Here is a 26,064-nt window from a genome sequence, read left to right on the forward strand (position 1 = left end):
AAATCCGAGTGGCGCGTGTCAGCCTGTGTGCTTTCTCGTCGCCGTGCGTTCAGGACGTGCTGAGCGGAGACCAGACTTTTCCGGGCGTAGCGATGAGTTCCACCCGCGAGTCGGCCACGCAAGGCAGTTCCTCGCGCAGCATCAGCGGATGGGCCAGCGTGAACTCGGGCAGACCGAGCTTCAGCCCGGCAGCACCCCACCCGAACCCCTTGGAAAGACGCGCCCCGGTCTGATCGACGGCCACACAGGCCAGCACCACGCCCTGCGCGTCTTCGGGGTGCAGTCTGGGTTCGCCGAGTTTGGACATGTGCTTGAGCTCGGCGCCCTTCGGTTGGTGTTCCAAGCGCACATACCAGCCTTCGCGCCGCTGATCGGGTACGTACAGCACCTTGCCCTGCTGCAGCGCCAGTTTGCGCAAGGTATACAGGACCCGCTCGGGACCGACGATCAGTGTCCGCAGTGCTCCCAGCGTCGGATGACCCAGCAGCGCACGCGTCGCGTCAGTCGCGCCGGTGAAGTTCGGATGGTGTCCGTGAGGCGGCAGAGGATAGCCGACGGCCCGCGCCCGCATCAGCGTGCCCCAGATTTCGTCGCGCAGTTGCCCTGGCTTGATGAGCTCGGCCATGATGACGGGAATTTTAGTGCGAAGCGAAGCGTGTACCTGCGTTTCAGCTCTTGGGAGCGTAGTCTTCCAGACCGCGCTCGGGAGTCTGATCGCGCTGATGGTCTGCCGCTGCCTGCGGTTCGCTGGTGCGGGTCTGGGCCGGGGTGGGCCCTGGGAAATCCAGGTTGGCCTTGCGGCCTTCGTCGGGCGCGTCGCGGCGGCTGTCGACCTGGTAGCCCTCAAAAGGCGCGCGGTCCTTGAAGCGCGAGACGCGTGCGGGTACACCCATGGCGATGGCATGCGGCGGAATCGGGCCGCGTACCAAAGCGCCCGTCGCCACCATCGCGTCGTCGCTGATGACGCTGCCGGCCAGCACGGTGGCGTGATACGTGACGCGCGCCCGGCGACCCAGTACGGTCGTGCGCAAGGTCACGTCGGGCATGTCAAGGACGCTGTGGCTGTGGCTGTACACGTTGGCGTAGTCGCTGATCGACACACCGTCGTGCAGCACGATGCCCCCGATGTCGTCGAGCAGGACATGGCGGTGCACCACCACGTCGTCGCCGACGTCCATGTTGTAGCCGACGCTGAACTCGACATGCTGCCAGCACTTGAAGTTGCGTCCGACGCGCCGAAAGACATGGCGGGCCAGCACTTCCCGAAAAGCAATGCCGAACGTCGCGCTCTGTCCGCCGGGTGACAGATCGAAGTTCTTCCACAGCCACAGCAGCGGTTTCACGCGCGCGAACTTTTCGGGGTCGGTGGCCTCGTAGTACTCGGCTTCCAGGGTGACGTTGCGCGGGTCGCAGTTGAGTGCCGCAATGGGTGCGTCGGCGTGCAGCGCCTCGTAGCTCCGGCCGTACAGGAACTGGGCCAGCAGATCGCGCACGAGCACGTTGCGGTCGGTGGTGGGATCACGAAGCTGCGCGTCGAGGTCACGGAGCAAAGAGGAGAACTCACTCTGGGCATGATGGGGAATCGAGAGGGCGCGCAACCACGGCATGCGGGCATCTTAACAACGTCTTAAAAACGCGGAGCGGTGCGTGTCTCAATTGAAGTCTCAATTGAAACTGCGGAGCAGATCGGCACCGTTCCGCGGGTCATGTGAATCCATGCCCTTTTTGGTGTTCTGGACGGTGGCCCGTGTAGGCTTTTGCAGGCAGGGCAGGATTCCAGGCTGGGCTGTGCCCGATCAACCCTAGACAGCTGGCCGTTCTCGGGGTGTCCATGCGGGTGCGGAAGATTGAGCCAAACGAAGCTGCCAGGCAAGACAGCAGGCGCCGGACGTGAATCCCGGCGCCTGGTCCACGGAACGCTCAGGCAGATTTTTCAAGAGCGCGCCGCTTGGCGTGCGCGCGGGGTGTGACGGCGGCCAGGAAGGTCTTTGACGCCTGCAGCAGCACCACCATCGCCACCAGGCTGAGAAAGTTGGCCAGCAGCTGCAGGCGGTAAGGCATGCCGTCGGTGTTTTCCGGAGCGGGGAGCAGTGGGGTGATCAGGACCATGGCGATCATCAGGCCCAGCAGCACCTGGAAGAAGGTGAACCAGCGACCGAGCGAACTGGCCAGTTCGGGCAGCCGGGTTTCACTGACTTCGCGTTCCAGTGCCGCGTCGGCCACCCCGGTCATCCAGCGGCGCACCCAGCCCAGCACCACGAAATTGATCACGAAAGAAGGCAGGCCGACGCCGACCAGGGCCAGTACCGCACTCGTCTGCGCCAGCGAGCGCAGCTGGTCGGGCGTCAGGCCGGTGTTCGACACCTCGGGCGTGGCCAGGAGTGCCGGGTCGATCTGCCCGAGCGACAGGTACAGCCCGGCCCCCAGCAGGACCAGCAGCGGCAGGGGAGCCCACTGTCCGAACAGAATCCAGCCTCGCAACGTTTTCGTCTCGCGGGCAAGGCGCTTTTTATCGGGCGTGCCTTCGCCCGTGGCCCAGCGCTGGACGTCTGTCATCCAGCCCTTGGTCCACTGAATCACCAGAAAATAGATCAGGGCCATGAGCAACTGGAGCCCGGCAACGGCAAGATCGAGCGAGCGCGGCAGGCCGGGCGCGAGGGTGGAACTTTGTCCTGTCAGGGCCGTCAGCAGGAACAGCAGGGCCGAGGCCACGCTGACCCATTGCAAAACAGTGAGCCAGGTGACGATGGTGTGGCCTGCGGTCGAGACTGGCGTTTCATTGGTTCGGTTCATCAGCGACTTCCTCGCTGTATTGTGTCATGCCTTACGCCCCACCCGCTGCGGATCGGTAAGTAGGGCGCAGGGTCACTTGAACCAGGCGTCAGCCAGACCAATGTTCTTCAGGAACAGCGTGTCTTGCCATCGAGGGTCAGCAGCGTGCCGTACAGCTCAGGCCGCCGGTCGCGGAAAAAACCCATTCCGGCGCGGAACTGCCGCGCCTTGGCGTAGTCGAGGTCCATCAGGAGCACGCCTTCTTCTTGCGGACCGAGCTCGGCGCGTTTTTCGCCGGTGAAGTCGGCCAGGAACGAGTGTCCGTAGTAGGTCTGCTCGTGCCCCTCGACATTCTCCGTACCGATGCGGTTGGCCGCACCCAGATACACGACGTTGCTGACCGCGTGACCCTGCATGGCGCGCTGCCACATGAAGTGCGTGTTGGGTGTCTCGACTTCCTGCGGTTCCGAGCCGATGGCGGTGGGGTAGAGCAGCAGTTCGGCGCCCTGCAGGGTCATGGCCCGTGCCGTCTCGGGATACCACTGGTCCCAGCAGATGCCCACGCCGATGGTGCCGTAGCGGGTCTGCCAGGCCTTGAAGCCGGTGTCGCCCAGGTTGAAGTAGTACTTTTCCTCGTAGCCGGGACCGTCAGGAATATGGCTTTTGCGGTAGACGCCCAGAAAGGTCCCGTCGGCGTCGATCATGGCGAGACTGTTGTAGTGCGCCTGCCCGCTCTTCTCGAAAAAGCTGATGGGCAGCACCACCCCGAGCTCGCGCGCCAGCTGCTGAAAGCGCTGCAGGAACGGATGGCCTTCCACGTCGTGTGCCAGGGCGAAGTACTCCTCACGCTCGACCTGACAGAAGTACAGATTCTCGAACAATTCGGGCAACAGCACGATGTTGGCGCCCTGAGCGGCAGCTTCCCGCACGAAGCGTTCGGCTTTCGTGACGTTCTCCTCGAGCGAATCGCTCATGCTCATCTGCACGACGGCGAGTTTTGCAGTGTCAACTTTCGTCAAGGTCATCACCTTTCCAGATGCTGCCGATGGGCTGCTGCTGCGTTACGCAGTGGAAACTGCCGCCCCCGCGAATGATCTCGCGTGAGGGCAAACCGATCACTTCGCGTCCCGGAAACAGCGGACGCAGAATGTCGAGGGCCCGCTCGTCGTTGGGATCGAGGTAGGTCGGTACCACCACGAAACCGTTGCCGATGTAGAAGTTCGCGTACGTGGGCGGCAGGCGTCCCTCAGGTCCTTCCAGGCGGCGCCGCGGCAGTGGCAGCTCCACGATCTCGAAGGGACGTCCCTGAAGGTCGGTAAACGTCCTGAGGCGTTCGAGGTTCGCCTGCATGGTGGCGTGGTTGGCGTCCCGCGTATCCTCCTCGACGCTGGTGACGAGGGTGTGCGGACCGACGAAGCGGGTGATGGTGTCGATGTGGCCGTCGGTGTGGTCGCCCTCCAGGCCCTCGTCGAGCCACAGCAGCTTCTCGATGCCCAGAAAGTCACGCAGCAGCGCGGCAATGCCGTCCTTGGTGAGGCCCGGATTACGCTCCGGGGACAGCAGGCACGAGCGGGTGGTCAGCGCCACGCCTTCACCGTTGAGTTCCAGGCTGCCGCCTTCCATCACGACGCCCTGATCCCAATGGGCAGCGCCCAGATACCCGGCGAGCGCCTCGGGAGCCAGGGTGTCGCGCCGGTAATGGTACTTGCCGCCCCAGGCGTTGAATTCCCAATTGACAAAAGACACCTCGTCCGGCCCACTCTCCCGGGGCCGGGTCACGAACAGGGGGCCGTTGTCACGAAACCACACGTCATCGAGGGGGACACGGTGAAGGGTTACGCGCACGCCCTCCAGCCGCGCGCGCGCGTCGCGTTCGGACTCCTCGTCGCGCACCAGCAGATGCACAGCCTCAAATTGGCTGATGGTCCGCACCAGTTGCGCGAATTCCGTGCGGACCCCTTCGAGCGCACCGAACCACAACTCATCGTCGGCAGGCCAGCTGGTCCAGGTGGCGGCGTGCTCGGTCCACTCGGCGGGCATGCGGAATCCGAGTTCGAGCGGGGTCGGGGAGGCGTTGAGGTGCTTCACGGTGTTCTCCTGAAGGCCGAAGTTTCGAGGGGCAAGGTGCGAGTCAGGGATGCCCCAGCCTCACGCGCATCACGAATCCCCCTTATATCACCCTGGGGAACGCGGCATGTGACCCAGGTCACCGCGTGTGGGGCGAAGCCCGGGTGGGCCCGTGCCGTCCGGCGCTTCGCCCCGCCGAAGCAGGGAATAAGGATTCACCGCCTCTCCGGACGGCCTGTAGACGCCGTAGTGCAGGTGCGGCGGCGTGCCCCGCGCGTTGCCCGAGCTTCCCACGACCCCGATCACGTCGCCCGCCTTCAGCCAGCTGCCCGGAGACAGCCCCGACGGTCGGTCCAGGTGCGCGTAATAATGGCGGTATCCCGCGGGGCCCATCACCATCACCGTGTGGCCGCCCAGCGTGTTTTCGCCGACCCGTATGACCATCCCGCGCGTGGTGGCGTGCACGGGTGTGCCACGTGGAGCAAAGATATCCACGCCCTCATGGCGTCGCCCGTTGCCCCGGGCCGCTCCCCAGGTGTCCGAGAAGCGCTGTCCGGGGAGCGGATGCTCAAGGCTGCCCGCTGTGGGCGGCGACGCGCGCCACAGCTGGGCCACACGGGCCGCGTTTTTCAGGTAGGGATAAAGAAAATAGCCCAGCGTGACCAGCAGCGTCAGGGTAAACAGGGTGGGCAGCAGGCGGCGCATGTGCCTCATGCTCTCCCAGACCGATGAGGACCCGCACAGTCCGCCAGGACCAGCGCCAAAGTGCGCTTGGTCAGGCAGTGCGCTTGGTCAGGCCGCCCGTCGCTTCGCTTGTTCCCGGAACGTGACGGGAGACGGGAACGTGACGATGCGGCCCTGCCAGGCGGCTCGAATCAGCGTGGTGTCGACGGAAAGGCCAGAAAGAAGGTCGCGCCGTCATCGGAACGAAATTCAGCCCAGGCACGACCGCCGTGCCGACCCATGATGCGGCGCACGTTGGGCAGGCCAATGCCATGGCCGGCGTGCTCGCTGCGCAGGCCCGTCGTGAACGGATCCTCGGCCAAATGGGACTCGCAGCCCGTGCCGTTGTTCCGAACCCACACCACCAGTTCGTTTGGCTCTTCCCAGCAACCCACCTCGATCAGGGCGTCCGGACGTCCGGCGGTGGCTTCGAGCGCGTTGAGCAGCAGCTCGGCCAGAACCTGACGCAGCAGCAGCGGGTCACCCTGCACGCTGCTCAGTTCGTGTACACGCCACGTCAGGTGCCGTCCACGGCTGATGGGTTCCAGGTCGCTGCGGACCTGCACCACCAGCGGCGTCAGGGCCACCGGTGTGAGGCGCAGCTGACGGTTTTCCAGTTGCGCCAGATGCCGCAGATCACCTGCCAGGTGCGACAGGCGTGACGTTTCATCGCGTGCCAGGCTGAAATGGTAGCGCGTCCGCTCATCGAGCTGCCCGCCGAGCTGCTGATTCACCCGCTTCTCGATGAGCGCCAGCACGCTGCCAATACGGCGCAGCGGTTCTTCGAGATCGTTGGCGAGGGAACTCGTCAGCGCACGCAGTTCGGCGTTGAGGTCCTGCCAGCGGCGGGTCCGCTCGGCGACACGCCCTTCGAGTGCGGCGTTGAGTGCCTGCAGGGCCTGCGCCGACTCGTGCTGTTCGGTCACGTCCTGCACCATGAGGCCCACCCCATCCACGCCACTGTCCCGCTGGCCGGGAATGGGATAAAAACTGACGCGGCAGTGACGCTCGGGACTGGTGGGATTGGCGGGCAGCCGCACCTCCAGGTCCAGCAGGGCACGTGCGCCCTGCTGGACCTGCGCGATCAGGGGTTCGGCCCACGTGGCCAGCTGCGGCACTACCTCTGCCAGCGTGCGCCCGGTGTGCGCCTCGACGCTGACACCGTGAAACGCAGCCAGTTGCTCGTTGACCCGCACGAAGCGCCCCTGCCGATCGAGAAAGCCCAGACCGACCGGCGCAGCACCCAGCACCGAGGAAAGCTGCGCCATGACCCGTTCGCGCTCGCCCTGGGCACGCTGCTCGCCGTGCCATAAGCGTGACCGTTCCAGCGCCTGCGCGGTCTGGGCGGCCACCTTTTCCAGCAAGGCGCGATCCTCACGCGGCAGTTCACGCGGATCGCCAAAGGTCACCACCAGGGCCCCGATCACCCGCTCCTCGAACATCAGCGGAACGCAGGCGAGGAGCAGGGGGTCGTGAGATGAAGGGTCGGGTTCCGGCAACAGTGCCTGCGTCACCACGAGCTGGCCCCCGTGCACCACCTGCGCCAGGGTCTCGCCACCCTCCATTCTGATGCCGCTCCAGTGAAGGAAGGCCGCCGCATCGTGGCCGAGCGCACCGACGACGATGGGCGCGGAACGGTCCTGACAGCACAACACCCCTCCGCCCAGCGCGCCCAGGCCGGCACGCAACTCGGTTGTCACGATCCGGGCTACCTCAGCCGCCTCGATTTTCGTGGACAGGGCCGAGGTGATGCGCTGCAGCGTGCGCTCGTGTTGTTCGGCGGTCTTGAGGGCGTGAATGTCATGGCAGGTCCCCACCCAATACAGCAGCAGGCCAGTTTCATCGAGCACACCACGGGCCTGGGCGCACAACCAGCGGTAGGTGCCGTCGAATCGCCGCAGGCGAAATTCGCATTCGTAAGGATGCCCATCCAGCCAGGACTGTTGCCAGCGCTCCAGCACCCGTTCACGGTCGTCCGGGTGGATGGCATGCTTGAAGCCGTAGCCGAGCAGCTCTTCGCGCGTGCGTCCTGTGAAGCTCTCAAATTCACGGTTGATGAAGATGTTGGCGCCGTTCGGGTCGCTGCACCAGACGATCTGTGGCAGCAGTTCGAACGGTCCGAACTCTGCCTGTGACAACGAACTTGACGGGGAAGCCATGAGTAGACTTAATCTAGCGGCTAAGTTAAGTGAGATTGTTCTTTTGACAACTTAATATTTGGGAGGCTCTCCAGGACGCTGGTCGCGGAAAGACGGCGTTCGGCACGTACCTTGTCCGTCTCTCAACTGCTCGCGCCGGCTTCTGCCCTGACTTGGCCTGCGCGCGTCCGGCGCGCCCTACACTGAGACATGACTTCTCAAACGAGCGTTCAGCAGGTGCCTCACTTCATTGCCGGCGTGCGCCTGGGCGGCCGCGAGCACGATGTCGTGCTCGAACCGCTGTCGGGCGCCCCCCTGTACGAGGTGGCACGCGGCACCGAGGCCGATTTGCGCCGTGTGCTGGACGCGGCGCAAGTCGCGTTTGAAGAACTGCGCCGCTGGCCCGCTCACAAACGCGCCACAGCGCTGCGCCGCGCGTCCACACTGCTCGCGGGCCAGGCAGAGCGCTTTGCGCGCACCATCGCGCAGGAAGCCGGAAAACCGCTCAAGGCGTCGCGCGTCGAGGTGGCGCGCAGCGTCGAGAACCTCGGCTTTGCCGCCGACGCCGCCAGCGACCTTGCCGGAGAAGGTATCCCGCTCGACGCCAGCGCTTTTGGCGAACAGCGGCTGGGCTTCACCGTGCGCGCTCCGCGTGGCATCGTGGCTGCCATCAGCCCGTTCAATTTTCCTCTCAACCTTGCGCTGCACAAGGTCGGCCCGGCGCTGGCCGGTGGGAACACCGTCATTCTCAAGCCCGCACCGCAGACACCCCTGACGGCCGTGATGCTGGCCGAGTTGCTGCAGGAGGCCGGCTTTCCGGCGGGCGCCGTGAACGTGCTGCACGGCGGCGCGCACCTTGGCAACCTGCTGGTGAGCGCGCCCGAGGTGGCCATTGTGAGTTTCACCGGCAGCCCGGGTGTCGGTGAGGCCATCAAGAAAGCCAGCGGACTCAAACCGGTCGTGCTGGAGCTGGGCAACAACAGTGCGAATCTGGTCGACGAGCATGCCGACGTGGCGAGTGCCGCGCGCAAACTGGCCGCGACCAGCTTTGCCTATCAGGGCCAGGTGTGCATTCATCCGCAACGCCTGATCGTGCACGAGCGCGTCTATGACGAATTCCGCGCAGCATTTCTGGGGGAAAGTGCCAAGCTGGTGACGGGCGACCCGACTTCAGAGCAGACCGACGTCGGCCCGATGGTGAACGCCGCAGCGGTGCAGCGCATGGGTGAGTGGATTCAGGAAGCCTGTGACCTGGGCGGTCGTGTCGTGATGGGCGGCGAGGTGCAGGGCAACATCCTGCCGCCCACCGTGCTGGAAGACGTACCCGAGAAGGCGCGGGTGATCAGCGAGGAGGTTTTTGGTCCGGTCGTGGTCTTGATGCGCGCCCACAACTGGCCCGAGGCCATCGCCTGTGCCAACCGCAGCAAGTACGGCCTGCAGACTGGCGTCTTTACCAACAACCTGCAAAACGCCCTGCTGGCGGTGCGTGACATCGAATCGGGTGGCGTGATCGTCAACGACCCCAGCACCTTCCGGGTGGACCAGATGCCCTACGGCGGCATCAAGGAAAGCGGTTTTGGCCGTGAAGGCGCGCGGGCCTCGCTGGAAGAACTCACGTACGTCAAGACCGTCGTGCTGAGCTGAGCATAAAGCGGTTGTCATAGACATTGATCGATTTTTGATCAATGTCTATGACCGAGTGGAACCGCGCAGCGTCCAGAGCCGCCCAACGGGTCGCGCGAAGCGTCGCCCCTCGAGCTCTGGACGCGCCTTTAGCGCGGGGAGCGAGTAGACCCTGTGCTGGCGCGGATGGAAGCGGGCAGGCGTCCAGGGGGGCGTCCGTTCTGCCCAAGACAGTGGAATTGATGGAGTGTTGTTCTCCATCAATGGAACGGACAAACGCTCCAGGGCACTCCAGGCTGAACCTCACTTCACGTCCCTGTCAGTCCAGCGCCATGACGGCTTCTTAAGGTGAGGCATGAACACGCCGAAACCCTACAGGGATACGCTGCCCGGCACCTCATCCTCTGAGCGTCGCGTGCGGATGGTCAGAGCGGCCCTTGCCACAGCGGCGCTGTCCCTGGCCTCGGCAGCCGCTTTGCGGCTGGCGCGCAATCCGCGCACGCGCCAGGTGTTGTCGGGCAAGGTGGTGGTGATCACGGGCGCCTCGACGGGCATTGGCCGGGCGGTGGCGCTGGAGTGCGTGGCCCGCGGCGCCAAGGTCGTGCTGGCTGCCCGGAACGAGGCCGCGCTGGAGAAAGTCGCGCAGGAAGCGCGCAGTCTGGGCGGCGAAGCGCTGGTGGTCGCCACCGATGTCAGCGAGCGTCAGCAGGTGGAGAATCTGATTCACGCCGCCCAGGCCCACTACGGACGAATCGACGTAATGATGAACCACGCCGGAGAATGGTTCCTGGACAGCGTGGAGCACAGCGAAGAACATCGTGTGCGCCACCTGATCGAGGTGAACGTGATGGGCGTTTTGAATGGTGTGCAGGCGGTGCTGCCCGTCATGCGCCGTCAGGGATTTGGTCACATCATCAACACCGCGTCGGTCGAAAGTCGGGTAGGCTTTCCTTACAGTGGCATTTACGCGGGCAGCAAGGCCTTTGTGGAACTGATGACCCAGTCGCTGCGTCAGGAACTGATGCACGTTGAGAAAACGCCCATCAAGGTGACGGCCCTGCTGCCCACGGCCATTCGCACCCCCTTTTTCGACGAGGGTGACAACGTCAAGGCGGGCGGCAAGGGCATGCACCTGGTGCGGCCCGTCGCGGAGCCGACCACGGTGGCCAAGGCCATCGTGAACGCCATGGAGCACTACCGCCCGGTGGTGTACTCGCTGCCGCTCGGCAAGCAGTTCGCGCTGATGTACGACCTGCTGCCAGGCCTGACCGACCGCATGATGAGCCGCATGCGCACCGACGAGCACGCCAACGCCCTGAGCCACGCCGAGCGCGGCAGCCACCGTCAGGACCGTCCCATACCGCCCGTGGTCGAAAACGGTGTGTTGCGCGACTGATCCAAGGCGCACAGCGGGCATGAACAGCACTGATGTGTTCTGCGGTGTGGCCTGCAAGCAGGCGGTCGCTGCCCGGGCCGCCTGTCATTCGTCATTGACTTGCTTCAGGGCCGGGAGGGCTATACGGGAATGCTGGTATTGGCAAACTGGTAGCGTTTGTGCATGCCCCTGCGCCGCTCCGCCCTGTACGTTCCTGGGGACAAACCCCGCGCCCTCGAAAAAGCACGCGCCCTGAACGCCGACCTGCTGATTCTGGATCTCGAAGACGCCGTCGCGCCCGAATACAAGGTCGCGGCGCGCGAGCAGGTCCGGGAGGCGTTGCGCCAGGGTTTTCCACGTGACCGCGAGGTGCTGGTGCGCCTCAACGCCCTGAGTACCCTCTGGGGTGACGACGACCTGCAGATGCTGTTGGGAGCGGCGCCGCACGGCATCGTCCTTCCCAAAGCCGAGGACCCAGCCGAAGTGCGCTCGCTCAACCTGGGCATTCCCCTGTGGCTCACCATCGAAACGCCCCGGGGGGTCTTGCGGTTGGAGGAACTGGCGGCCGTGCGGGGTGTAGCCGGGCTCGTGATGGGTACGTCGGATCTGGTGCGCGAACTGCGGGCCCGGCACACGCCGGGGCGGGAGGGGCTGCTGTTCGCGCTTTCCAAAACCGTGACCTGTGCGCGCGCCTTTGGTTTGACGGTGCTCGACGGTGTCTACCTGGACTTTCGGGATCAGGAAGGGTTCGCGCGGGCCTGCGCGCAAGGACGGGATCTGGGTTTTGACGGCAAGACGGTCATTCACCCAGGGCAGCTGGAAACGGTCAACCGCGTCTTTGCCCCGAGCGCGGGCGAGGTGCAGCGGGCGCGTGAAGTGCTGTCCGCCTGGCAGGACGCCCGCGCCGAAGGAAAAAGTGTCGCGGTGTACGCAGGGCAGCTGATCGAGCAGCTTCACGTGAGCGAAGCGCAGGAAGTGCTCCGGCTTGCCGCCGAGGTGGCCGCCCGTGGCGTTCACGAGCGCGATTCCTCAGAGCAGTTCTGAGTTCCCTTGTGCAGGCGTGCGGCGTTTTGAGCGCTCGTTCACCATGAGCCGATGACCACGCTCTTTTAAGGCCCCTGTCATCTGTCTAGATGGGTTTCGGGGATTAACTGAAAAGGCAGGCCAGAAGATGCTGCTTTTTGCAGGATCACGCACGTTCAGGACCACGCCGCGCCAGTGGCGAGGAGTTGGGTCCGGTGGCCCGAGGCCGGCGGATTCCGGCAAGGAGGACGTATGACGAACCGTGATGACGACCGTAATATGCGAGGTCGCTACGACCGCGACGACCGTGACATGGACCGCGAGCGCATGCGCTCGGGCGACGACTGGGCTTACCGACAGTCCGGCGGGTACCGCAATGCCGATTCCGGTTACGGCAATCAGGACCGCTCGGGCATGGGTTCCATGCGTCACCAGGACAGGCGCGACCGTGATTCGGGCTGGCATGACGGGGACACCTCAGGGCGCACGGACGAGCGTTACCGCAATGACCGCTCGTACGACACTGACCGCAATGAGCGCGGTTCCTCAATCGGCAATTCCTACCAGCGCGGCCTGGGTGGCCTGGGCAATCACAATCCCGAGCGTCAGATGGGCAACCAGGACCGGGGGGGTATGAGCGGCCTGGGATACGACGGCCCCGGGTATGGCGGCATGAGCGCCGGTGAGGGCTATGGCAGCACGGGCGGCCAGGGGTACAGCGCTCAGGGAGGTCAGGGCCGCATGGACCCGCAGGGAGCCGGGCGTATGGGTGGCCGCGAAGGCTACGGCGGCATGCCCGAGCGCAACCGTGACTTCGACCAGCCCGGCATGGGTCAGGGGGTTTACGGCAACCGCGACCAGGGGTACGGGATGGGTGAGTCGCGCAGCACCTACGGTGACCGCGACATGGGCAACCTGGAACGCGATTCGTACGGTCGGGGAAGCACCATGCGCTCTCGGGGCAATTTTGGTCAGGACCAGGGATCGATGGGCCAGAGCTCGATGCGTCAGGGCCAGCACTACGGACGCGGCCCCAAGAACTACCAACGCAGCGACGACCGGATTCGTGAGGAAGTCAGCGAGCATCTCACGTACCATCACGATATTGACGCCACTGACATCGAAGTGCAGGTGCAGGGCGGCGAGGTCACCTTGACCGGCACGGTACAAGACCGCCGTCAGAAGCGGCTGGCCGAGGACATTGCCGAGGACATTCGCGGCGTTCGTGATGTTCACAACCACATCCGCGTTCAGTCGGGCATGAGCGGAAACGGGATGCAGGGTGGAATGCAGGGCAGCACCATGGTCGTGGCCCCCGCGCACACCGGTGAAGTGCAGCGTGACGACCAGGGCGGCCTGTCCGGTGGATCGGGCGTCACCCCGATGAGCACCACGCAGATGTCCGGCGGGGACTCGACCAACATGACTACTCCCGGCACTACCACGGGCAGCAACCCTGGCGCGACCATCGAGCCGATTCACTCGCTCAACTCCGACGACGACAAGCGCTGAGAACGACAAGCGCGGAGTCAGCAAAAAGGATGGAGCGCTCAGCGCTCCATCCTTTTTGCTGACTCCGCCTGGAGTCAACAGGTGTTGGTGAAGATGAATTACTGTCCTCACCCGTCGGTCCTCAAATAGAAACAATCGGCGCGTAAGGTTCAAGGAGGTCTGAATGACGAGCAGTCAGGAGCAGCGACGGGTGACCCCACTGCCCGAAGCCCAGGATTACCGGGGCCGTGGGCGTCTCGAAGGAAAGATCGCTATCATCACGGGCGCCGACTCGGGCATCGGTCAGGGCACCGCCATCGAGTTCGCCCGGGAAGGTGCGGATGTCGCGATCACCTACCTGCATGACGGGTCGGGCGCCGAACGGACACGGGGCGAAGTGGAAGCGGCCGGACGGCGGGCACTTGTTGTGCAACTCGATCAGCGCGATCCGGGCAGCGTGGCGCGGCTTTTTGAGCAAGTCGAACTGGAACTGGGAACGCCGTTCATTCTGGTGAACAACGCGGCCATCAGCGGCGCGCAGAAAAGCGTGGTCGACCTGACCCCCGAAGAGTGGGACGACGCTATCAAGTCCGATCTGTACGGCCCTTTTTACTGCTGTCAGCACTTCATCCGCGCGCGCCGCCGGGCAGGAGGGCGCGGCAAGCTCATCAACGTCACGTCAGTGCACGAGGAAATTCCTTCGCAAGGTGCGGGCGCCTATGACGCGGCCAAAGGCGCGGTGCGCAACCTCACCCGCACCCTTGCGCTGGAACTCGCAGCCGACCTGATCAACGTCAACAACATCGCGCCGGGCATGATCCTCACACCCATGAACCAGGAAGCCATCGACGATCCTGACAAATACGCCGAACAGGTGCAAAGCATTCCCCTGAAGCGGGCCGGTCTGCCGTGGGAAATCGGGCGTCTGGCTGTCTTTCTGGCGTCGGATGACGCGGACTACGTGCACGGAACGACCTTCACGATGGACGGCGGTCTGGAGCAGCAGCAAGGCCAGGGCGCCTGAAAGGAGAACACGGTGGACAACATCTTCAGCACCTTTCGTGAACAGATGCCCGTCCTCGACGCTCAGGGAGAATGGGTGGGCGTGGCCGAAGGCGAAAAACCCAGGGCCGTGCGCGGCGAAGTGACGCGGTCATGCCGTGAGGAGTTGAATCCGGCGTGATCTTCGAAACCATTAAAACCGAAGGTCTGGCCGCCCTGTCCTACATTGTCGGAGACGAGCAGGCGGGTTGTGCGGTCGTGATCGATCCACGCCGTGACGTGCAGGTGTACCTCGACCTGCTGCGCCGCTGTGGCCTGCGACTGACCGGCATCATCGAAACCCACACCCACGCTGATTTCGTGTCAGGTGCCCGCGAGCTGTGCACCCTGACGAACGCGACCGTGTACGCGGGCCCCGGTGAGTATGGTCACGCCGTGACGATCCTGCAGGACGGCGAAAGCGTGGATATCGGCGCCCTGAAACTGCGCGCACTGCACACCCCGGGCCACTCTCCCGAGCACCTGTGTCTGGTCCTGTCCGGCGGCGGACCGGGCGCGGAAGGCGAGTGGGCCCTCTTCACCGGAGACGCCCTCTTCAACGGTGAGGTGGGCCGCCCGGACCTCGTGCCCGGCGTCGACGCCGAGGAAGGCGCACGGCAGCTGTACCGTTCATTGCACGGCAAGATCCTGGGGCTCGACGACGGCCTGGAAGTTTATCCGTCCCACGGACACGGCTCGCCCTGCGGTGGACGCATCGGCGTGCGTAACTGCACCACCCTGGGCTACGAGAAACGCCACAACCGGCATCTGCAGGCCCAGGGAGAGGACGATTTCGTGCGGGGTGTCTTGGGCGAGCTGGCCGCGCAGCCTCCCTACTACGAACGGGTCAGGGACCTCAACCGGCGCGGACCTGGTTACCTCGGTACGCGCCCGCAGACCCCCTGGCTCGATCCACACGAGTTTCAGGAAGCCGCGCGCGACCCCCTGGCGGTCATTCTCGATACCCGCGAGATCGAAGCTTTTGCCGACGCGCACATCGAGGGAAGCCTCAACATCGCGTTGCGTGAGGCCTTTCCCTTGTGGGCCGGCTGGATGCTTTCGCCGAGCAACAACCTGCTCGTGATTCTCGACAGCCCCGACCACGAGGAGGCAGTTGAACGGCACCTGCTGCGCCTGGGCCTGGAAAGCATCGGAGGGTTCCTGCGCGGCGGAATGCGCGCGCACATCGAAGCAGGGTTGCCGTGGCGCTCGGGCGGGCACCTGAGCGTCCATGAGCTGCACGAGCAGCTCGCGCGGGGGAACGCGGCGTGGCAGCTGCTCGACGTGCGCCGTGACGACGAGTGGGCACAAGGCCACATCGCGGGCGCACAGCACGCTTTTCTGGGGCGCCTGCCAGACGAGCTGCCCCGGCTCGGGCTCGACCGGGAAAAGCCCGTGGCCGTGTATTGCGGCAGCGGTTACCGCTCCAGCATGGCCGTGAGCATGCTCGAACGGCAAGGTTACCGGGACGTACGCAACGTGCTGGGCAGCGTCAGCGCCTGGAAAGCAGCTGGTTTCGAACTGGCGCATTCACACCTGAGCGCATAACTTGACAGGCGGTGCATAACACGCTATCTTATTTTTATCAGCGGCCGAAAGGCCGCTTTTTCATGGCGGCCGGGCGTTGAGGCGCGGCGTTGAGGCGCGGCGTTGAGGCACCACGGCTCACCTTGGTCATATGGCTTGTGCGGCTGTCTTTCAGCGCTCCTCGACGACGATGATGCCGGTCATGAAGGGGTGCGGCCGGCACCGGTACCGGTAGGTGCCCTTCTGGTCAAAGGTAAACTGCACGCTGCCACCTCTTGGCAGCGACCGGGTGACCTCGGTTCCATCAGGCGCGCGCAAAACAACCCCATGTGCGACGAAGTCCGCATTGCGCCAGCCGACGGCCGTTCCGAGCTTGACCCGCAAGGAGGACGGACTGAAGCTGAATCCTGCTGCCCGAACCATCGGTGAGTCGGCGTCTGTCAGCAGCGGCAGGCCGGACACGTCGGGAACGGCGTCCTGAGCGTGAGCCTGGTGTGCGGCCTGCTCGTCCGGTCGGCCGTGCTGATCGAGCGGCGGGCCGCCGTTCACCATGAAGTGAATCCCGCCCGGATACAGGCCGTCATTCGTCGCATGTGGTCCGGCATGGTCGTGGAACACGAACTTTCCGTCACGGCCCTGGACCAGCAGGTCGTAGCGCTCTCCCGGCCCGATCAGCAGGGTGTCTGCCTCGTACGGTTGGGGCAGGTCGTGCCCGTCCTTGGCGACCACCAGGAATGTCACGCCGTGCAGGTGCATCGAGTGCACCGCGTATCCCATATTGATCATCCGCAGCAGGCTGACGTCTTTCGGTGGAATGTGCAGGTCGGGAATCAGGGGCGCTGCTTTGCCATTGACCAGGAAGTAATTTGCCTGTGGCTTGTGCATCAGGTTCGTCGGATTCTGACGGCTGTCCCATTCGTCGAGGATCAGGGTATGCTCGCTGGTCCATACCTTCGCGCTGGCGTCGCGGGGCTCGACGATCAAGGCGCCGTACATGCCCATGTCGAGGTGCAGGTTCGTCTGGAAATGGCAGTGGTAGGCAAAGGTCCCCGCTTCGGTCGCCACGAATTCGTAGGTGAAACGCTGTCCGGGAAGCACCTCGTCAAGTCCGTCCATGCGCTGGGCAACCGAAATGATGCCGTGCGGGTGAATGGTGTGCGGCTGATCGAAGGTGTTGTGAAGCGTCAGCCGCACCAGGTCACCCTGCTTCACACGAATTTCTGGTCCGGGTACGCTGGGCGGCTCTCCCGGAAAGCCGAAGGCCCACTGTTCGACCCGGACGCCCGGCGCGATCTCGGCGTGAATACGGTGCACCTCGACCGTGAATTCCCGCAGCTGCCCTGTGAAGTGACGAATGGGAACGGTGCCCATGGACCGCTGCAGAAACTGATTCAGCAAGAGAGAGCGGTCGGTTGATGTGACTGGCAGAGGTGTATCCGCCAGGCCGAGAAGGAGAACCAGAACGGCGCACAAAACGGCAAGGCGGATCACGAAGACTCCTGAAGCGAGAAGAGAGCCCCTTATTTCGCAGGATGGGACTGACGGTTTGGTTGCTGCCCAGCTTCGCTACCGGACGACGACAAAGCGGGTCATGCCGATCATGGCGTGCGGTTTGTGGGTTTTCGGGTCGGTGATCCAGCAGGCAGCGAAATACGTGCCCGGTTTCAGGTTGATGTTGACGAAGTTGGTTTTTCCAGGCGAGAGGACCCCAGTCGTGATGGCCGCTTCGAAATCCACTGGTGGTTCGCCTTGGGCCTGCTCTCCGGCGGCGAGGAACTTCATGACGTCCTCGGGGGTTTTGCCTGCCTTGAGGGGTGCGAACATGATGAAGTGCGGCTGGCGGCCGTTGTTCACGATTTCCCAGGTGTGCTGCCCGGCGGCAACCTGGGTGGGTGGAAGGGCCAGGGCAAAATCGGCGAGTTGTACTGTATAGGTGGCTTTTGGAGCTTTGGCGGTGTTGTTGCCCTTGGCCACGGTGAACGGCTGAAAGAAGCCCAGGTCGGCGAGCGCTTTGGGACTTTTTTCGTCGTTGTTCGTGCTCACGCTCGAGATGAAGTAACTGCCGGGTTCCAGGTTCACCATCATGCTGTAATTGGCTTTTGGCCCCAGCTGCTGCGCGCCGCCGTACATCTCCGAGGCGTTGATCACCGCGGTTTCCAGGGCTGCCGGGTCTCCCTTTTGGGTGTGCATTCCGATGGCAAGTGCGCTGATGGCGCGTTTGAGGGCGTCAGCAGTGACACCAGCCTTCAACTTGAAGATCTGCATCTCTGCCGGCTGACGACCGTTGTTTCTGAAGTTGAACTGTACGTACCCCGACTGCACCTGAGCAGGAATCTGGTAGCCCTTGTCGGTGGATATCACCTCCACCTTGGGCAGCGGCAGTACCGAGCAAACCGAGGGTCACAAGGGGTATGACCAGACGCACATCTTTCATAGGCGGTCCTTTGAGGCGTACAAAGCAGTTGCGCTGTAACGGGACACCGTGCCGGATGGTTCTGCTTTCCTCCTTATCGCGCTCGATCGCCCGGACTGCGTAATGTCTGTTGGTCATACGCGGTTGCGGGGGTAGAAGTGTGACCGACGATGATCAGGATTAGGGGTTGCCGGGTCGTGGTACTACACAAGGTTACCGGTGGACTGATATTGGCTTTTACGTCCGGCTTCGCTGCCCGGGAGCTGCTGAAGGGCCCGAGCAATACGTCTCCGATCAGTATCGAAGCGACGTGAGTTATTTCATGATTGAGTTTGTTTAAGAATGTTCAAGAGAAAATAAAGCAGATTTTCAAACCCATTCTTAATCGAAATGGGAAATCGGGAACATACCATGTTCCTTTCGATCCTACCCCTCAAAGCCAAATTCACGCGACAGGCAACTCAAGGGTTTCCCGTTCCCGGACGATCATCACCAAGGCCAGATCGGGAAAACGCTTTGTCACCTGGGGCCGCCGAGGGGTGTCGATCTGCTGCCTGGTGAAGTCTGGTTTGAGTTTCCCTGTTATAGCCGCACGGCCTGCAGCTGTCGCGCAATCTCGGCCAGCGCGACCAGAGCGTGTTCGCGTCCGTTTTCGATGAAGACCTGATTGGTGCGTCCGGCAAAGCCCGCGCTGCCCACCACGAACAGCCCCGGTACGCTGCTCTCGAAGGTGTCGCTCAGCATCAGGCACTCGTCTTCATGCTGTGCGAGGCCCAGACCTGCCAGGAAATCGAGCTTCGGGCGGTACCCCGTGAGCGCGAAGGTAAAGTCGGTGGGCAACTGCCATTTCTCGCCGCTCTGGTTTTCGACAACCACATAGTCGTCACCGATCTCCACGGCACGACTTTCAAAGTGCGCGGCGATGCTGCCTTCCTTGATGCGATTCTCCAGATCCGGCTTCACCCAGTACTTCACGGTGTTCTTGACGCTTGGTGCACGCACGATCATGGTGACCTGCGCGCCCCCACGCCATAAGTCGAGTGCGGCGTCGGCGGCGCTGTTGCCCGCCCCGATCACCGTCACCTTCAGGTTCCAGAAGGGGTGCGCTTCGGTGTAGTAGTGACTGACGTTCTCGCGCTCCTCGCCGGGAATGCCCATCATCACCGGATTGTCATAGTATCCGGTCGCGACCACGACCCGCCGTGCCTCGATGACACCTGGCGTGCCGTCCTTATGGTTGACTTCCAGCGTGAACCCGGCTGGGGCCGCGTGAACGTTCGTCACCTCGGTGTACTGCTGCAAGTCGAGCGCCTCCCGTTCTGCCACGAGCCGGTAATACATCAGCGCTTCTTTGCGGTCAGGCTTTTCACGCGGGCTGACCATCGGGTGACCGCCGATTTCCAGTTCGGGCGCGGTCGTGAAGAAGGTCATGTAGGTGGGATAGTCGAAGATGGCGTTCACCACGCAGCCTTTTTCCAGCACCGTGTAGCTCAGGCCCGCCCGTTTGGCGGCAATGGCAGCGGCCAATCCGACGGGCCCGCCCCCCACGATGGCAAGGTCATACATCATAAAAAGCACGCTAGCACGCGTGAATCGAGTCAACCGTGCCGCGATGTCGGCCCTGCACTCGCCTGCGTGGCCAGTGCAACGAAGTCGCGGGCACTTCGCTATAAAATCACGGTGCCATGACGACCAACTCCTTCCGGACCGAAACGGACACCATGGGCGCCCTTGAGGTAGCCAGCGAACATTTGTGGGGCGCGCAGACCCAGCGCTCGATTCAAAACTTTCCCATCGGGGTGGAGCGTTTCCGCTTCACCCGCCCCATCATCCGCGCCCTGGGCATACTCAAGAAAGGTGCGGCGCAGGCGAACGCCGAACTGGGGGAATTGCCCCAGGACATCGCGGATCTGATTGCCCGCGCCGCCGACGAGGTGATCGCCGGCACGCTCGACGCGCACTTTCCGCTCGTGGTGTTTCAGACGGGCAGCGGCACGCAGAGCAACATGAACGCCAACGAGGTCATCAGCAACCGCGCCATTCAGCTCGCGGGCGGGGAACTCGGCAGCAAGAAGCCGGTGCATCCCAACGACCACGTCAACCGTGGGCAGAGCAGCAACGACACTTTCCCGACGGCCATGCACATCGCGGTGGTGGAAGAACTGCACGGCAAACTGTTCCCGAGCGTGGCTAGGCTGCGTGACACCCTTGCCCAGAAAGCCGAGCAGTACGCGGAAGTCGTGAAGGTAGGCCGCACGCACCTGCAGGACGCCACGCCCATCACGCTGGGCCAGGAAATCGGCGGCTGGGTCGCACAGATCGATTACTGCGTGGCCGAAGTGAAACACGCCCTGAAGGGCCTCTACGAACTCGCCATTGGCGGTACGGCCGTCGGGACGGGCCTCAACGCCCACCCGCGCTTTGGCGATCTCGCCGCGCAGAAATTCGCGCAGGAAACCGCTCTGCCGTTCGTGAGCGCTCCCAACAAATTCGCTGCCCTGAGTGCCCACGACGCGCTAGTGCAGACCTCGGCTGCGCTGCGCACCCTGGCCGGGGCCTTGATGAAAATGGCCAACGATGTGCGCTGGCTCGCTTCGGGTCCGCGCAACGGCATCGGCGAGATCACCATTCCCGAAAACGAGCCGGGCAGCAGCATCATGCCCGGCAAGGTGAACCCCACCCAGAGTGAGGCCATGACGATGGTCGTCGTGCAGGTGTACGGCAACGACGCCGCCGTCGCGTTTGCCGGAAGCCAGGGCAACTTTCAGCTGAACGTCTTCAAGCCTGTGATGGTGCACAACGTGCTGGAAAGCATTCAGCTCATCAGTGACGCCTGCGTGGCCTTCAACGACAACTGCGCCACGGGCATCGAGCCCAACCGAGAGCGCATCGAGGAAAACCTCGGCAAGAACCTGATGCAGGTGACGGCCCTTAACCGTCATATCGGCTACGACAAGGCTGCCGCTATCGCCAAAAAGGCCCATAAGGAAGGCAGCAGCCTCAGGGAAGCAGCGCTCGCGCTGGGCTACCTCACCGACGAGGAGTTCGATCGCTTCGTGGTGCCGATGGAGATGACGCGGCCCAGCGCCTGAACTGGACCACACCCGCGGCGCCCGTGTGCCGCAGGCCGGACGGCTGGCATGCCCTGGTCCTATTTCGCAGGCGGGGGCTGTTGTGCGTGAGTGTTGTGCGTTCGAGACGGGGTGGCGTCCGGGCGCCCTGTTTGAGGTGGACCGGAATGAGCGCAAATTCGTATTACCAGCCCATCATCGGTACCCTTGGTTATGTCCTTTCCCCTGACGGCGCGCGGGTGCTGCTGGTGCACCGCAACGCCCGCGCGCAAGACGAGCACCTCGGCAAGTACAACGGTCTGGGCGGAAAACTCGATCCCCTGGAAAGCGTGACGGAGGGTATGCGGCGCGAAATCGCCGAGGAAGCCGGCCTGACAGTTGACCTGATGCGCCTGCGCGGCACGATCAGCTGGCCGGGCTTTGGCAAGAATGGCGAGGACTGGCTGGGTTTCATCTTTCTGATCGAGGCGTTTAGCGGCACGCCACCCGGGGCCAACGAGGAGGGCACCCTGTCCTGGGAGCCTGTTGGGCGGCTGCTGGCGGGGGAGCTGCCCGTGTGGGAAGGTGACCGCTTTTTTCTGCCGCTGGTGTTCGACGATGACCCCCGGCCTTTTCACGGCGTGATGCCTTACAGGGGGGGGCGGCCTGTCGCGTGGCGCTTCGAGCGTTTGTGAGGCGTACCCAAAACGTACCTCTTCTAAATCACTTCCGGTTCGGCGCGTTGGCGTATCATCGGATTGATTCATCATGTCCGACTTTTCCTCCAGCGCCACCGGGCCTGACGAACAATCACTCCGCGCGCTCCAGATCGACGCTTTGTATGCGTGCTCCAGTGAAATCGAAGGACTGGACCGGCAGCGGGCCGCTCAGCTGAGCGCAGAAGCGCTGACGCTGGCACGGGAGCTGCAAGATGGGCCGCGCGTGGCGCGTGGCCTGCTGCAGCTCGCCACGCTTGAGTGGCGTCTGTCGTGCTATGACGAGGCGCTGGAACACGCCGCTGAGGCGCTGGCGTGTTTCCGGGCATTGGGCGACCGTCACGGCGAGGCCTGGAGCCTGCGCCTGCTGGGCAATATTCACGGGGTGCAGAGTCAGTACGCGCCGGCAGCCGAACTGCTGCGGGCCGCCGCAGGGCTGAGCCGGGAAGTGGGAAACACCGAGTGCCTGGCGTCGTGCCTGAACAACCTGGGCATCATCGCCAACGAACTCGGTGATTACGCCTCGGCCCTGGAGTCGCTGTTCGAAGCGCTGAGGCTGTATGAGGAGGGCGACCCCAACATTCCTTCCAGCCTGAACAACGTGGCCACGCTCTATCAGTTGATGGGGCAGTACGAACAAGCCCTCGATTTTCACCGGCAGGCGCTGTCACTGGCGGATATCGTCCCACCGCATCCTTTGACGGCCGCCTTGCTGCACAACCTGGCCGAAACCCAGCGGCGCAGCGGACAAAACGAGCAGGCTATGGCGGTACTGCAGCGCGCACTGGGTCTGGCACGGCAGATCGGGGACCGGCAGACGGAAATGCTGGCCCTCGACAGCCTTGGCCAGCTCTATCAGGCTGCCGCAGCGCTCGATCAGGCCAGGAGTTGTTTCGAACAGGGCCTCGAACTGGCCGCGCAAGTCCGGCACCCGCTGGGCGAGGTGCGGCTGCTGATGCACCACGCGACCCTGCTGCCCGATCCGGCGGCTCGGGAACACCTGATGCGCGCGCTGGCCATCGCGCGGGAAGTGAACCTGAAAGCCGAGGCGCGTGCAGTGCACGACCTGCTCGTTGGCCTGTTGAAGCGGGCGGGTGAGTTTCAACAAGCCCTCGCGCACCATGAGCAGGCACGCACGGTTGAGCGTGAACTCTTCAACGAGGCGCAGGACAAACGCATTCAGGCTTTGCGCATTCAGTACGAGCTTGCCCAGGCCCGGGCCGTCAATGTCTCCCAGCAGAGCCTCAACGAGCAGCTGCGGCGCGCGAACGAGGAACTCGACGCCTTCAGCTACAGCATTTCGCACGATCTGCGTGCTCCCATCCGGCACATCGGGAGCTTCGCGGGAATGCTGCGTCAGAGTCTGGAGCAGGGAAAAACCGAGCAGGCAAGCCGCTTTCTCGGCATCATCGAGCAGTCTGCCGTGCGCATGAACGCGCTGGTTGACGCCTTGCTGCTGCTGGCCCGGCAGGGCCGCTCTCCGCTGAATCCCGCTTTTGTGGACCTGAGCGAGCTGGTCCATGAGGTGCTGCATGACCTCGAGCCCGAAATGCAGGGACGGCAGGTGCGCTGGAACATTGGCGAATTGCCGGTCGTGCGGGGTGATGTGGCGTTGCTGCGTCAGGTGTTCTATAACCTGCTGTCCAACGCCCTGAAATATTCGCAACCGCGCGCGGAGGCCATCATCGAGGTGCGTGCCGAGCGGCGGGAACAGGAGTGGCTGCTCGAAGTGCAGGACAACGGGGTGGGCTTCGATCCACGTTTTGCCGCCAAGCTGTTCGGGGTGTTTCAGCGCCTGCACCGCGCCGAAGACTTCGAAGGAACCGGGGTGGGCCTCGCCAACGTGCAGCGCATCGTTCATCGGCACGGCGGAACCGTGTGGGCCAGCGCGAAAGAGGGCGAGGGCGCCACTTTCAGCTTTACCCTGCCAGCCTGACTTCTGGGGCGGCGAGTCACACGGTGGCTTTCCTCTGGTTCAGGGTCCGGGCTGTTGGGCTGCCCAGGCCTGCGCTGCCGCACGCTGGTAGGCGGCGAGCAGCGTCCGGACGCTGACCCTGGCGATGCGGGCGAGTTCGCCCACCGTCCATGTCATGCCTGTTCACCTCCTGAAGGGAGGGTAGACCCTGACGTCGCGTAAGGCTCAATAGGCTGCATGACGTATTTGCACCTGCCTTGTCAGGCACTTGGCGCAGGCAGCGTCCCGGTGGCCGCGCCACCAACCTGCCTCGGCTTTGACGTATTGTGACTACTATATAAGACGTATGGCTATTTTAGTGGACGAGACAGGAGCGTTGATCGCGCGGCGTGTGCGCCTCGAGCGCGAGGCACGTCGCTGGTCGCAGGCAGACCTGGCAGAACGTGCCGCAGTCTCCAAGGCGACGGTCAGCAAGATCGAACGACAGGAAATGAGCCCCACGGCGGTCGTGCTGGTGAAACTGGCCGGAGCGTTCGACCTGACCCTCGCCGGCCTGTTGTTGAGGGCCGAAGGACAAGGCGAACGACTCACGCGCAGCGCCGGGCAGCCTCTGTGGCGCGATCCTGCCACGGGTTACCTGCGTCGGCAGGTCTTCATGCGTCCCGATCATCCAGTGGAGATCGCCCAAATTGAACTGCCCGCCGGACAGCAGGTGGTTCTTCCCGCTTCGTCCTACGCGCACATTCGTCAGGTCATCTGGGTGCAGGCGGGTGAACTGGTCATCCGAGAAGGCCACCAGTGCGCACGGTTGAGAGTTGGCGACTGCCTGGCGTTTGGTGCGCCCTCGGAAGTGTCCCTGACCAACGAAAGCGCTGCTGCCTGCACGTATCTTGTCGTTCTCGCGCGAGGGTAAACCATGTCCAGTACAAAAATCACTTCCCTGAGTGCCTCCCCGGAAATCCGCGAAATGCTCATCGAAATGCTGATTGAGGTGGTCGCCGCCGGTGGATCGGTGAGCTTCATGCACCCACTCGACCGCGAAGAGGCCGGAGCGTTCTGGGAAAACGCCCTGGCTGCGGCTGCGCGCAACGAACGAATCATCCTAGGGGCCTGGGACGGCGATCGATTGGTGGGCACCGTAACGCTGCTGCTCGACTGCCCGCCCAACCAGCCGCACCGGGCCGAAATCGCCAAGATGATGACCCGCCTGAGCCACCGGGGACGCGGGGTGGCCACCGCGCTCCTGAAGGCCGCCGAAAGCGTCGCGGTGCAGTATGGGCGCACTTTGCTGGTACTTGATACCGCGAGCGACGGTGGAGCTTCGCGGCTGTACGAGCGGCTGGGCTTCAGCCTGACCGGAGAGATCCCGGACTATGCACTCAAGCCACATGGCGGGCTGACCGGAACGCTGATCTATTGGAAACGGATCGCACTCTGAGAAGCCCGAAAAAGCAGGTCATGTCCTCTGCCGGTGTTCGCTTTCGGCCAGGGTCGGACACCAGAATAACGGAAAGGCAATCTGAGCGAAGTCCCCGCAGAAGCCGTCCGGGTGCCCATACCGTCTTCATGACTAAGCCGACCTTGAGGATGTGCTCAACGTTGTGCCCCGACCAGATGAAAAACTGAAGAATCACATTTGGAAAAGGAGTGATTACAGATGGAAAAAACCGAAATTCACGGCAGAGCAGCGAAATTGATCGCCCGACAGGAAAAGCAGATTCGAGAACTCGAAACGCGTCTGAAAACGCTGGCCAAAACACAGCGCCGCTCGGGCGGATCGCTGCGTCGTCTGATGCTGCTTTCCCTGGGCGGTTACCTGCTGTGGCGCAACCAGACCGTTCGCAGCAAGGTCACCGGCGCCCTGGACAACCTCAACCCGCAGACCCAGGATCAGCTCCGGCGGGTCGGGGAAGCAGTCCGCGGTGGCGTGGACGCCGTGAAGCGTGGCGAGCGCCCCATGGACGCCGTCAAGTCGGCAGCGCAGGATGTGCAGCAGACGCTGAGCAAGAGCGTCAGCAACGCCACCAGCGAAGTTCGCCTGGTAGCCGAGGAAGTGCAGCGCGATTCCGATCGGGCGCTGCGCGACGCTCAGGAGCAGGCGCACGATTTCAGTGATGACGTCCAGCGCCGTCTGGACGAAGAACGCCGCAAAGACGTCTGATACGGTCTTGCGTTGAGGATCTTCCGAGG

23 protein-coding genes are annotated in these 26,064 nt (G+C 63.7%); 13 read left to right on the forward strand and 10 right to left on the reverse strand.

What is annotated here, in order from left to right:
- Positions 1–49: 49 nt before the first annotated feature.
- The 7 genes from DEIPE_RS12000 to DEIPE_RS22315 form a co-directional block, all read right to left on the reverse strand.
- Entirely contained in the window at positions 50–625 is a 576-nt protein-coding gene (locus DEIPE_RS12000; RefSeq protein ID WP_015236233.1) for a 5-formyltetrahydrofolate cyclo-ligase, read from the reverse strand.
- Between the two features lie 43 nt (positions 626–668).
- Complete coding sequence (locus DEIPE_RS12005; protein WP_015236234.1) at positions 669–1,607, reverse strand: acyltransferase; 939 nt, start codon at positions 1,605–1,607, stop codon at positions 669–671.
- Positions 1,608–1,920: 313 nt separating this feature from the next.
- Complete coding sequence (locus tag DEIPE_RS12010) at positions 1,921–2,793, reverse strand: hypothetical protein (protein WP_015236235.1); 873 nt, start codon at positions 2,791–2,793, stop codon at positions 1,921–1,923.
- 107 nt (positions 2,794–2,900) lie between these two features.
- Positions 2,901–3,797 (reverse strand): N-carbamoylputrescine amidase, encoded by an 897-nt coding sequence (aguB, locus tag DEIPE_RS12015; protein WP_015236236.1) that lies wholly within the window; start codon positions 3,795–3,797, stop codon positions 2,901–2,903.
- Complete coding sequence (locus tag DEIPE_RS12020) at positions 3,778–4,860, reverse strand: agmatine deiminase family protein (RefSeq protein WP_015236237.1); 1,083 nt, start codon at positions 4,858–4,860, stop codon at positions 3,778–3,780. The genes aguB and DEIPE_RS12020 overlap by 20 nt, the downstream gene beginning before the upstream one ends.
- An 87-nt stretch (positions 4,861–4,947) precedes the next feature.
- Positions 4,948–5,544 (reverse strand): M23 family metallopeptidase, encoded by a 597-nt coding sequence (locus DEIPE_RS12025; protein ID WP_015236238.1) that lies wholly within the window; start codon positions 5,542–5,544, stop codon positions 4,948–4,950.
- 170 nt (positions 5,545–5,714) lie between these two features.
- Positions 5,715–7,721, reverse strand: a complete 2,007-nt coding sequence (locus DEIPE_RS22315; RefSeq protein ID WP_015236239.1) for a PAS domain S-box protein — start codon at positions 7,719–7,721, stop codon at positions 5,715–5,717.
- 189 nt (positions 7,722–7,910) lie between these two features.
- On the opposite strand from DEIPE_RS22315, the gene DEIPE_RS12035 reads away from it, so the two are divergent.
- The 7 genes from DEIPE_RS12035 to DEIPE_RS12060 all read left to right on the forward strand — a co-directional run bounded on the left by DEIPE_RS12035 (position 7,911) and on the right by DEIPE_RS12060 (position 15,801).
- Positions 7,911–9,344, forward strand: coding sequence for an aldehyde dehydrogenase family protein (locus DEIPE_RS12035; protein ID WP_015236240.1), 1,434 nt, complete (start codon positions 7,911–7,913; stop codon positions 9,342–9,344).
- Positions 9,345–9,678: 334 nt separating this feature from the next.
- Positions 9,679–10,719, forward strand: coding sequence for an SDR family NAD(P)-dependent oxidoreductase (locus DEIPE_RS12040; protein WP_015236241.1), 1,041 nt, complete (start codon positions 9,679–9,681; stop codon positions 10,717–10,719).
- Positions 10,720–10,881: 162 nt separating this feature from the next.
- A complete protein-coding gene (locus tag DEIPE_RS12045) occupies positions 10,882–11,742 on the forward strand; it encodes an HpcH/HpaI aldolase/citrate lyase family protein (RefSeq protein WP_015236242.1) in 861 nt (286 codons plus the stop codon).
- A 231-nt stretch (positions 11,743–11,973) separates the two neighbouring features.
- The gene (locus DEIPE_RS22320; protein WP_015236243.1) at positions 11,974–13,233 is read left to right on the forward strand and encodes a BON domain-containing protein; all 1,260 of its coding nucleotides are present in this window, start codon (positions 11,974–11,976) and stop codon (positions 13,231–13,233) included.
- Between the two features lie 163 nt (positions 13,234–13,396).
- Positions 13,397–14,236 (forward strand): SDR family NAD(P)-dependent oxidoreductase, encoded by an 840-nt coding sequence (locus DEIPE_RS12055; protein ID WP_015236244.1) that lies wholly within the window; start codon positions 13,397–13,399, stop codon positions 14,234–14,236.
- Between the two features lie 12 nt (positions 14,237–14,248).
- Complete coding sequence (locus tag DEIPE_RS24025) at positions 14,249–14,395, forward strand: hypothetical protein (protein WP_015236245.1); 147 nt, start codon at positions 14,249–14,251, stop codon at positions 14,393–14,395.
- The gene (locus DEIPE_RS12060; protein WP_015236246.1) at positions 14,392–15,801 is read left to right on the forward strand and encodes an MBL fold metallo-hydrolase; all 1,410 of its coding nucleotides are present in this window, start codon (positions 14,392–14,394) and stop codon (positions 15,799–15,801) included. Before DEIPE_RS24025 ends, DEIPE_RS12060 begins: the two co-directional genes overlap by 4 nt.
- 150 nt (positions 15,802–15,951) lie before the next feature.
- On the opposite strand, the gene DEIPE_RS12065 is transcribed toward DEIPE_RS12060, so the two are convergent.
- From DEIPE_RS12065 to DEIPE_RS12075, 3 genes are all read right to left on the reverse strand, one after another.
- Positions 15,952–17,151 (reverse strand): multicopper oxidase domain-containing protein, encoded by a 1,200-nt coding sequence (locus DEIPE_RS12065; RefSeq protein WP_245557532.1) that lies wholly within the window; start codon positions 17,149–17,151, stop codon positions 15,952–15,954.
- Between the two features lie 195 nt (positions 17,152–17,346).
- Positions 17,347–18,141 (reverse strand): hypothetical protein, encoded by a 795-nt coding sequence (locus DEIPE_RS12070; protein WP_015236248.1) that lies wholly within the window; start codon positions 18,139–18,141, stop codon positions 17,347–17,349.
- Between the two features lie 634 nt (positions 18,142–18,775).
- Positions 18,776–19,759 carry a YpdA family putative bacillithiol disulfide reductase gene (locus DEIPE_RS12075; RefSeq protein WP_041231480.1) on the reverse strand — a complete coding sequence of 328 codons (984 nt, stop codon included), beginning with the start codon at positions 19,757–19,759 and terminating at the stop codon, positions 18,776–18,778.
- A gap of 119 nt (positions 19,760–19,878) precedes the next feature.
- On the opposite strand from DEIPE_RS12075, the gene fumC reads away from it, so the two are divergent.
- The 6 genes from fumC to DEIPE_RS12105 all read left to right on the forward strand — a co-directional run bounded on the left by fumC (position 19,879) and on the right by DEIPE_RS12105 (position 26,035).
- Positions 19,879–21,285, forward strand: a complete 1,407-nt coding sequence (fumC, locus tag DEIPE_RS12080) for a class II fumarate hydratase (protein ID WP_015236250.1) — start codon at positions 19,879–19,881, stop codon at positions 21,283–21,285.
- A 146-nt stretch (positions 21,286–21,431) separates the two neighbouring features.
- Positions 21,432–21,938: an NUDIX hydrolase gene (locus DEIPE_RS12085; RefSeq protein ID WP_015236251.1), complete on the forward strand. Its 507-nt coding sequence runs from the start codon at positions 21,432–21,434 to the stop codon at positions 21,936–21,938.
- A gap of 73 nt (positions 21,939–22,011) precedes the next feature.
- Positions 22,012–23,895, forward strand: a complete 1,884-nt coding sequence (locus tag DEIPE_RS12090) for a sensor histidine kinase (RefSeq protein WP_015236252.1) — start codon at positions 22,012–22,014, stop codon at positions 23,893–23,895.
- 325 nt (positions 23,896–24,220) lie between these two features.
- Positions 24,221–24,787, forward strand: a complete 567-nt coding sequence (locus DEIPE_RS12095) for a helix-turn-helix domain-containing protein (RefSeq protein ID WP_015236254.1) — start codon at positions 24,221–24,223, stop codon at positions 24,785–24,787.
- A 3-nt stretch (positions 24,788–24,790) separates the two neighbouring features.
- Complete coding sequence (locus DEIPE_RS12100; RefSeq protein WP_015236255.1) at positions 24,791–25,312, forward strand: GNAT family N-acetyltransferase; 522 nt, start codon at positions 24,791–24,793, stop codon at positions 25,310–25,312.
- Between the two features lie 219 nt (positions 25,313–25,531).
- Positions 25,532–26,035: a hypothetical protein gene (locus DEIPE_RS12105; protein WP_015236256.1), complete on the forward strand. Its 504-nt coding sequence runs from the start codon at positions 25,532–25,534 to the stop codon at positions 26,033–26,035.
- Positions 26,036–26,064 lie beyond the last annotated feature (29 nt).

The sequence above is a fragment of the Deinococcus peraridilitoris DSM 19664 genome, assembly GCF_000317835.1.
Classification (GTDB): Bacteria; Deinococcota; Deinococci; order Deinococcales; family Deinococcaceae; genus Deinococcus_A; species Deinococcus_A peraridilitoris.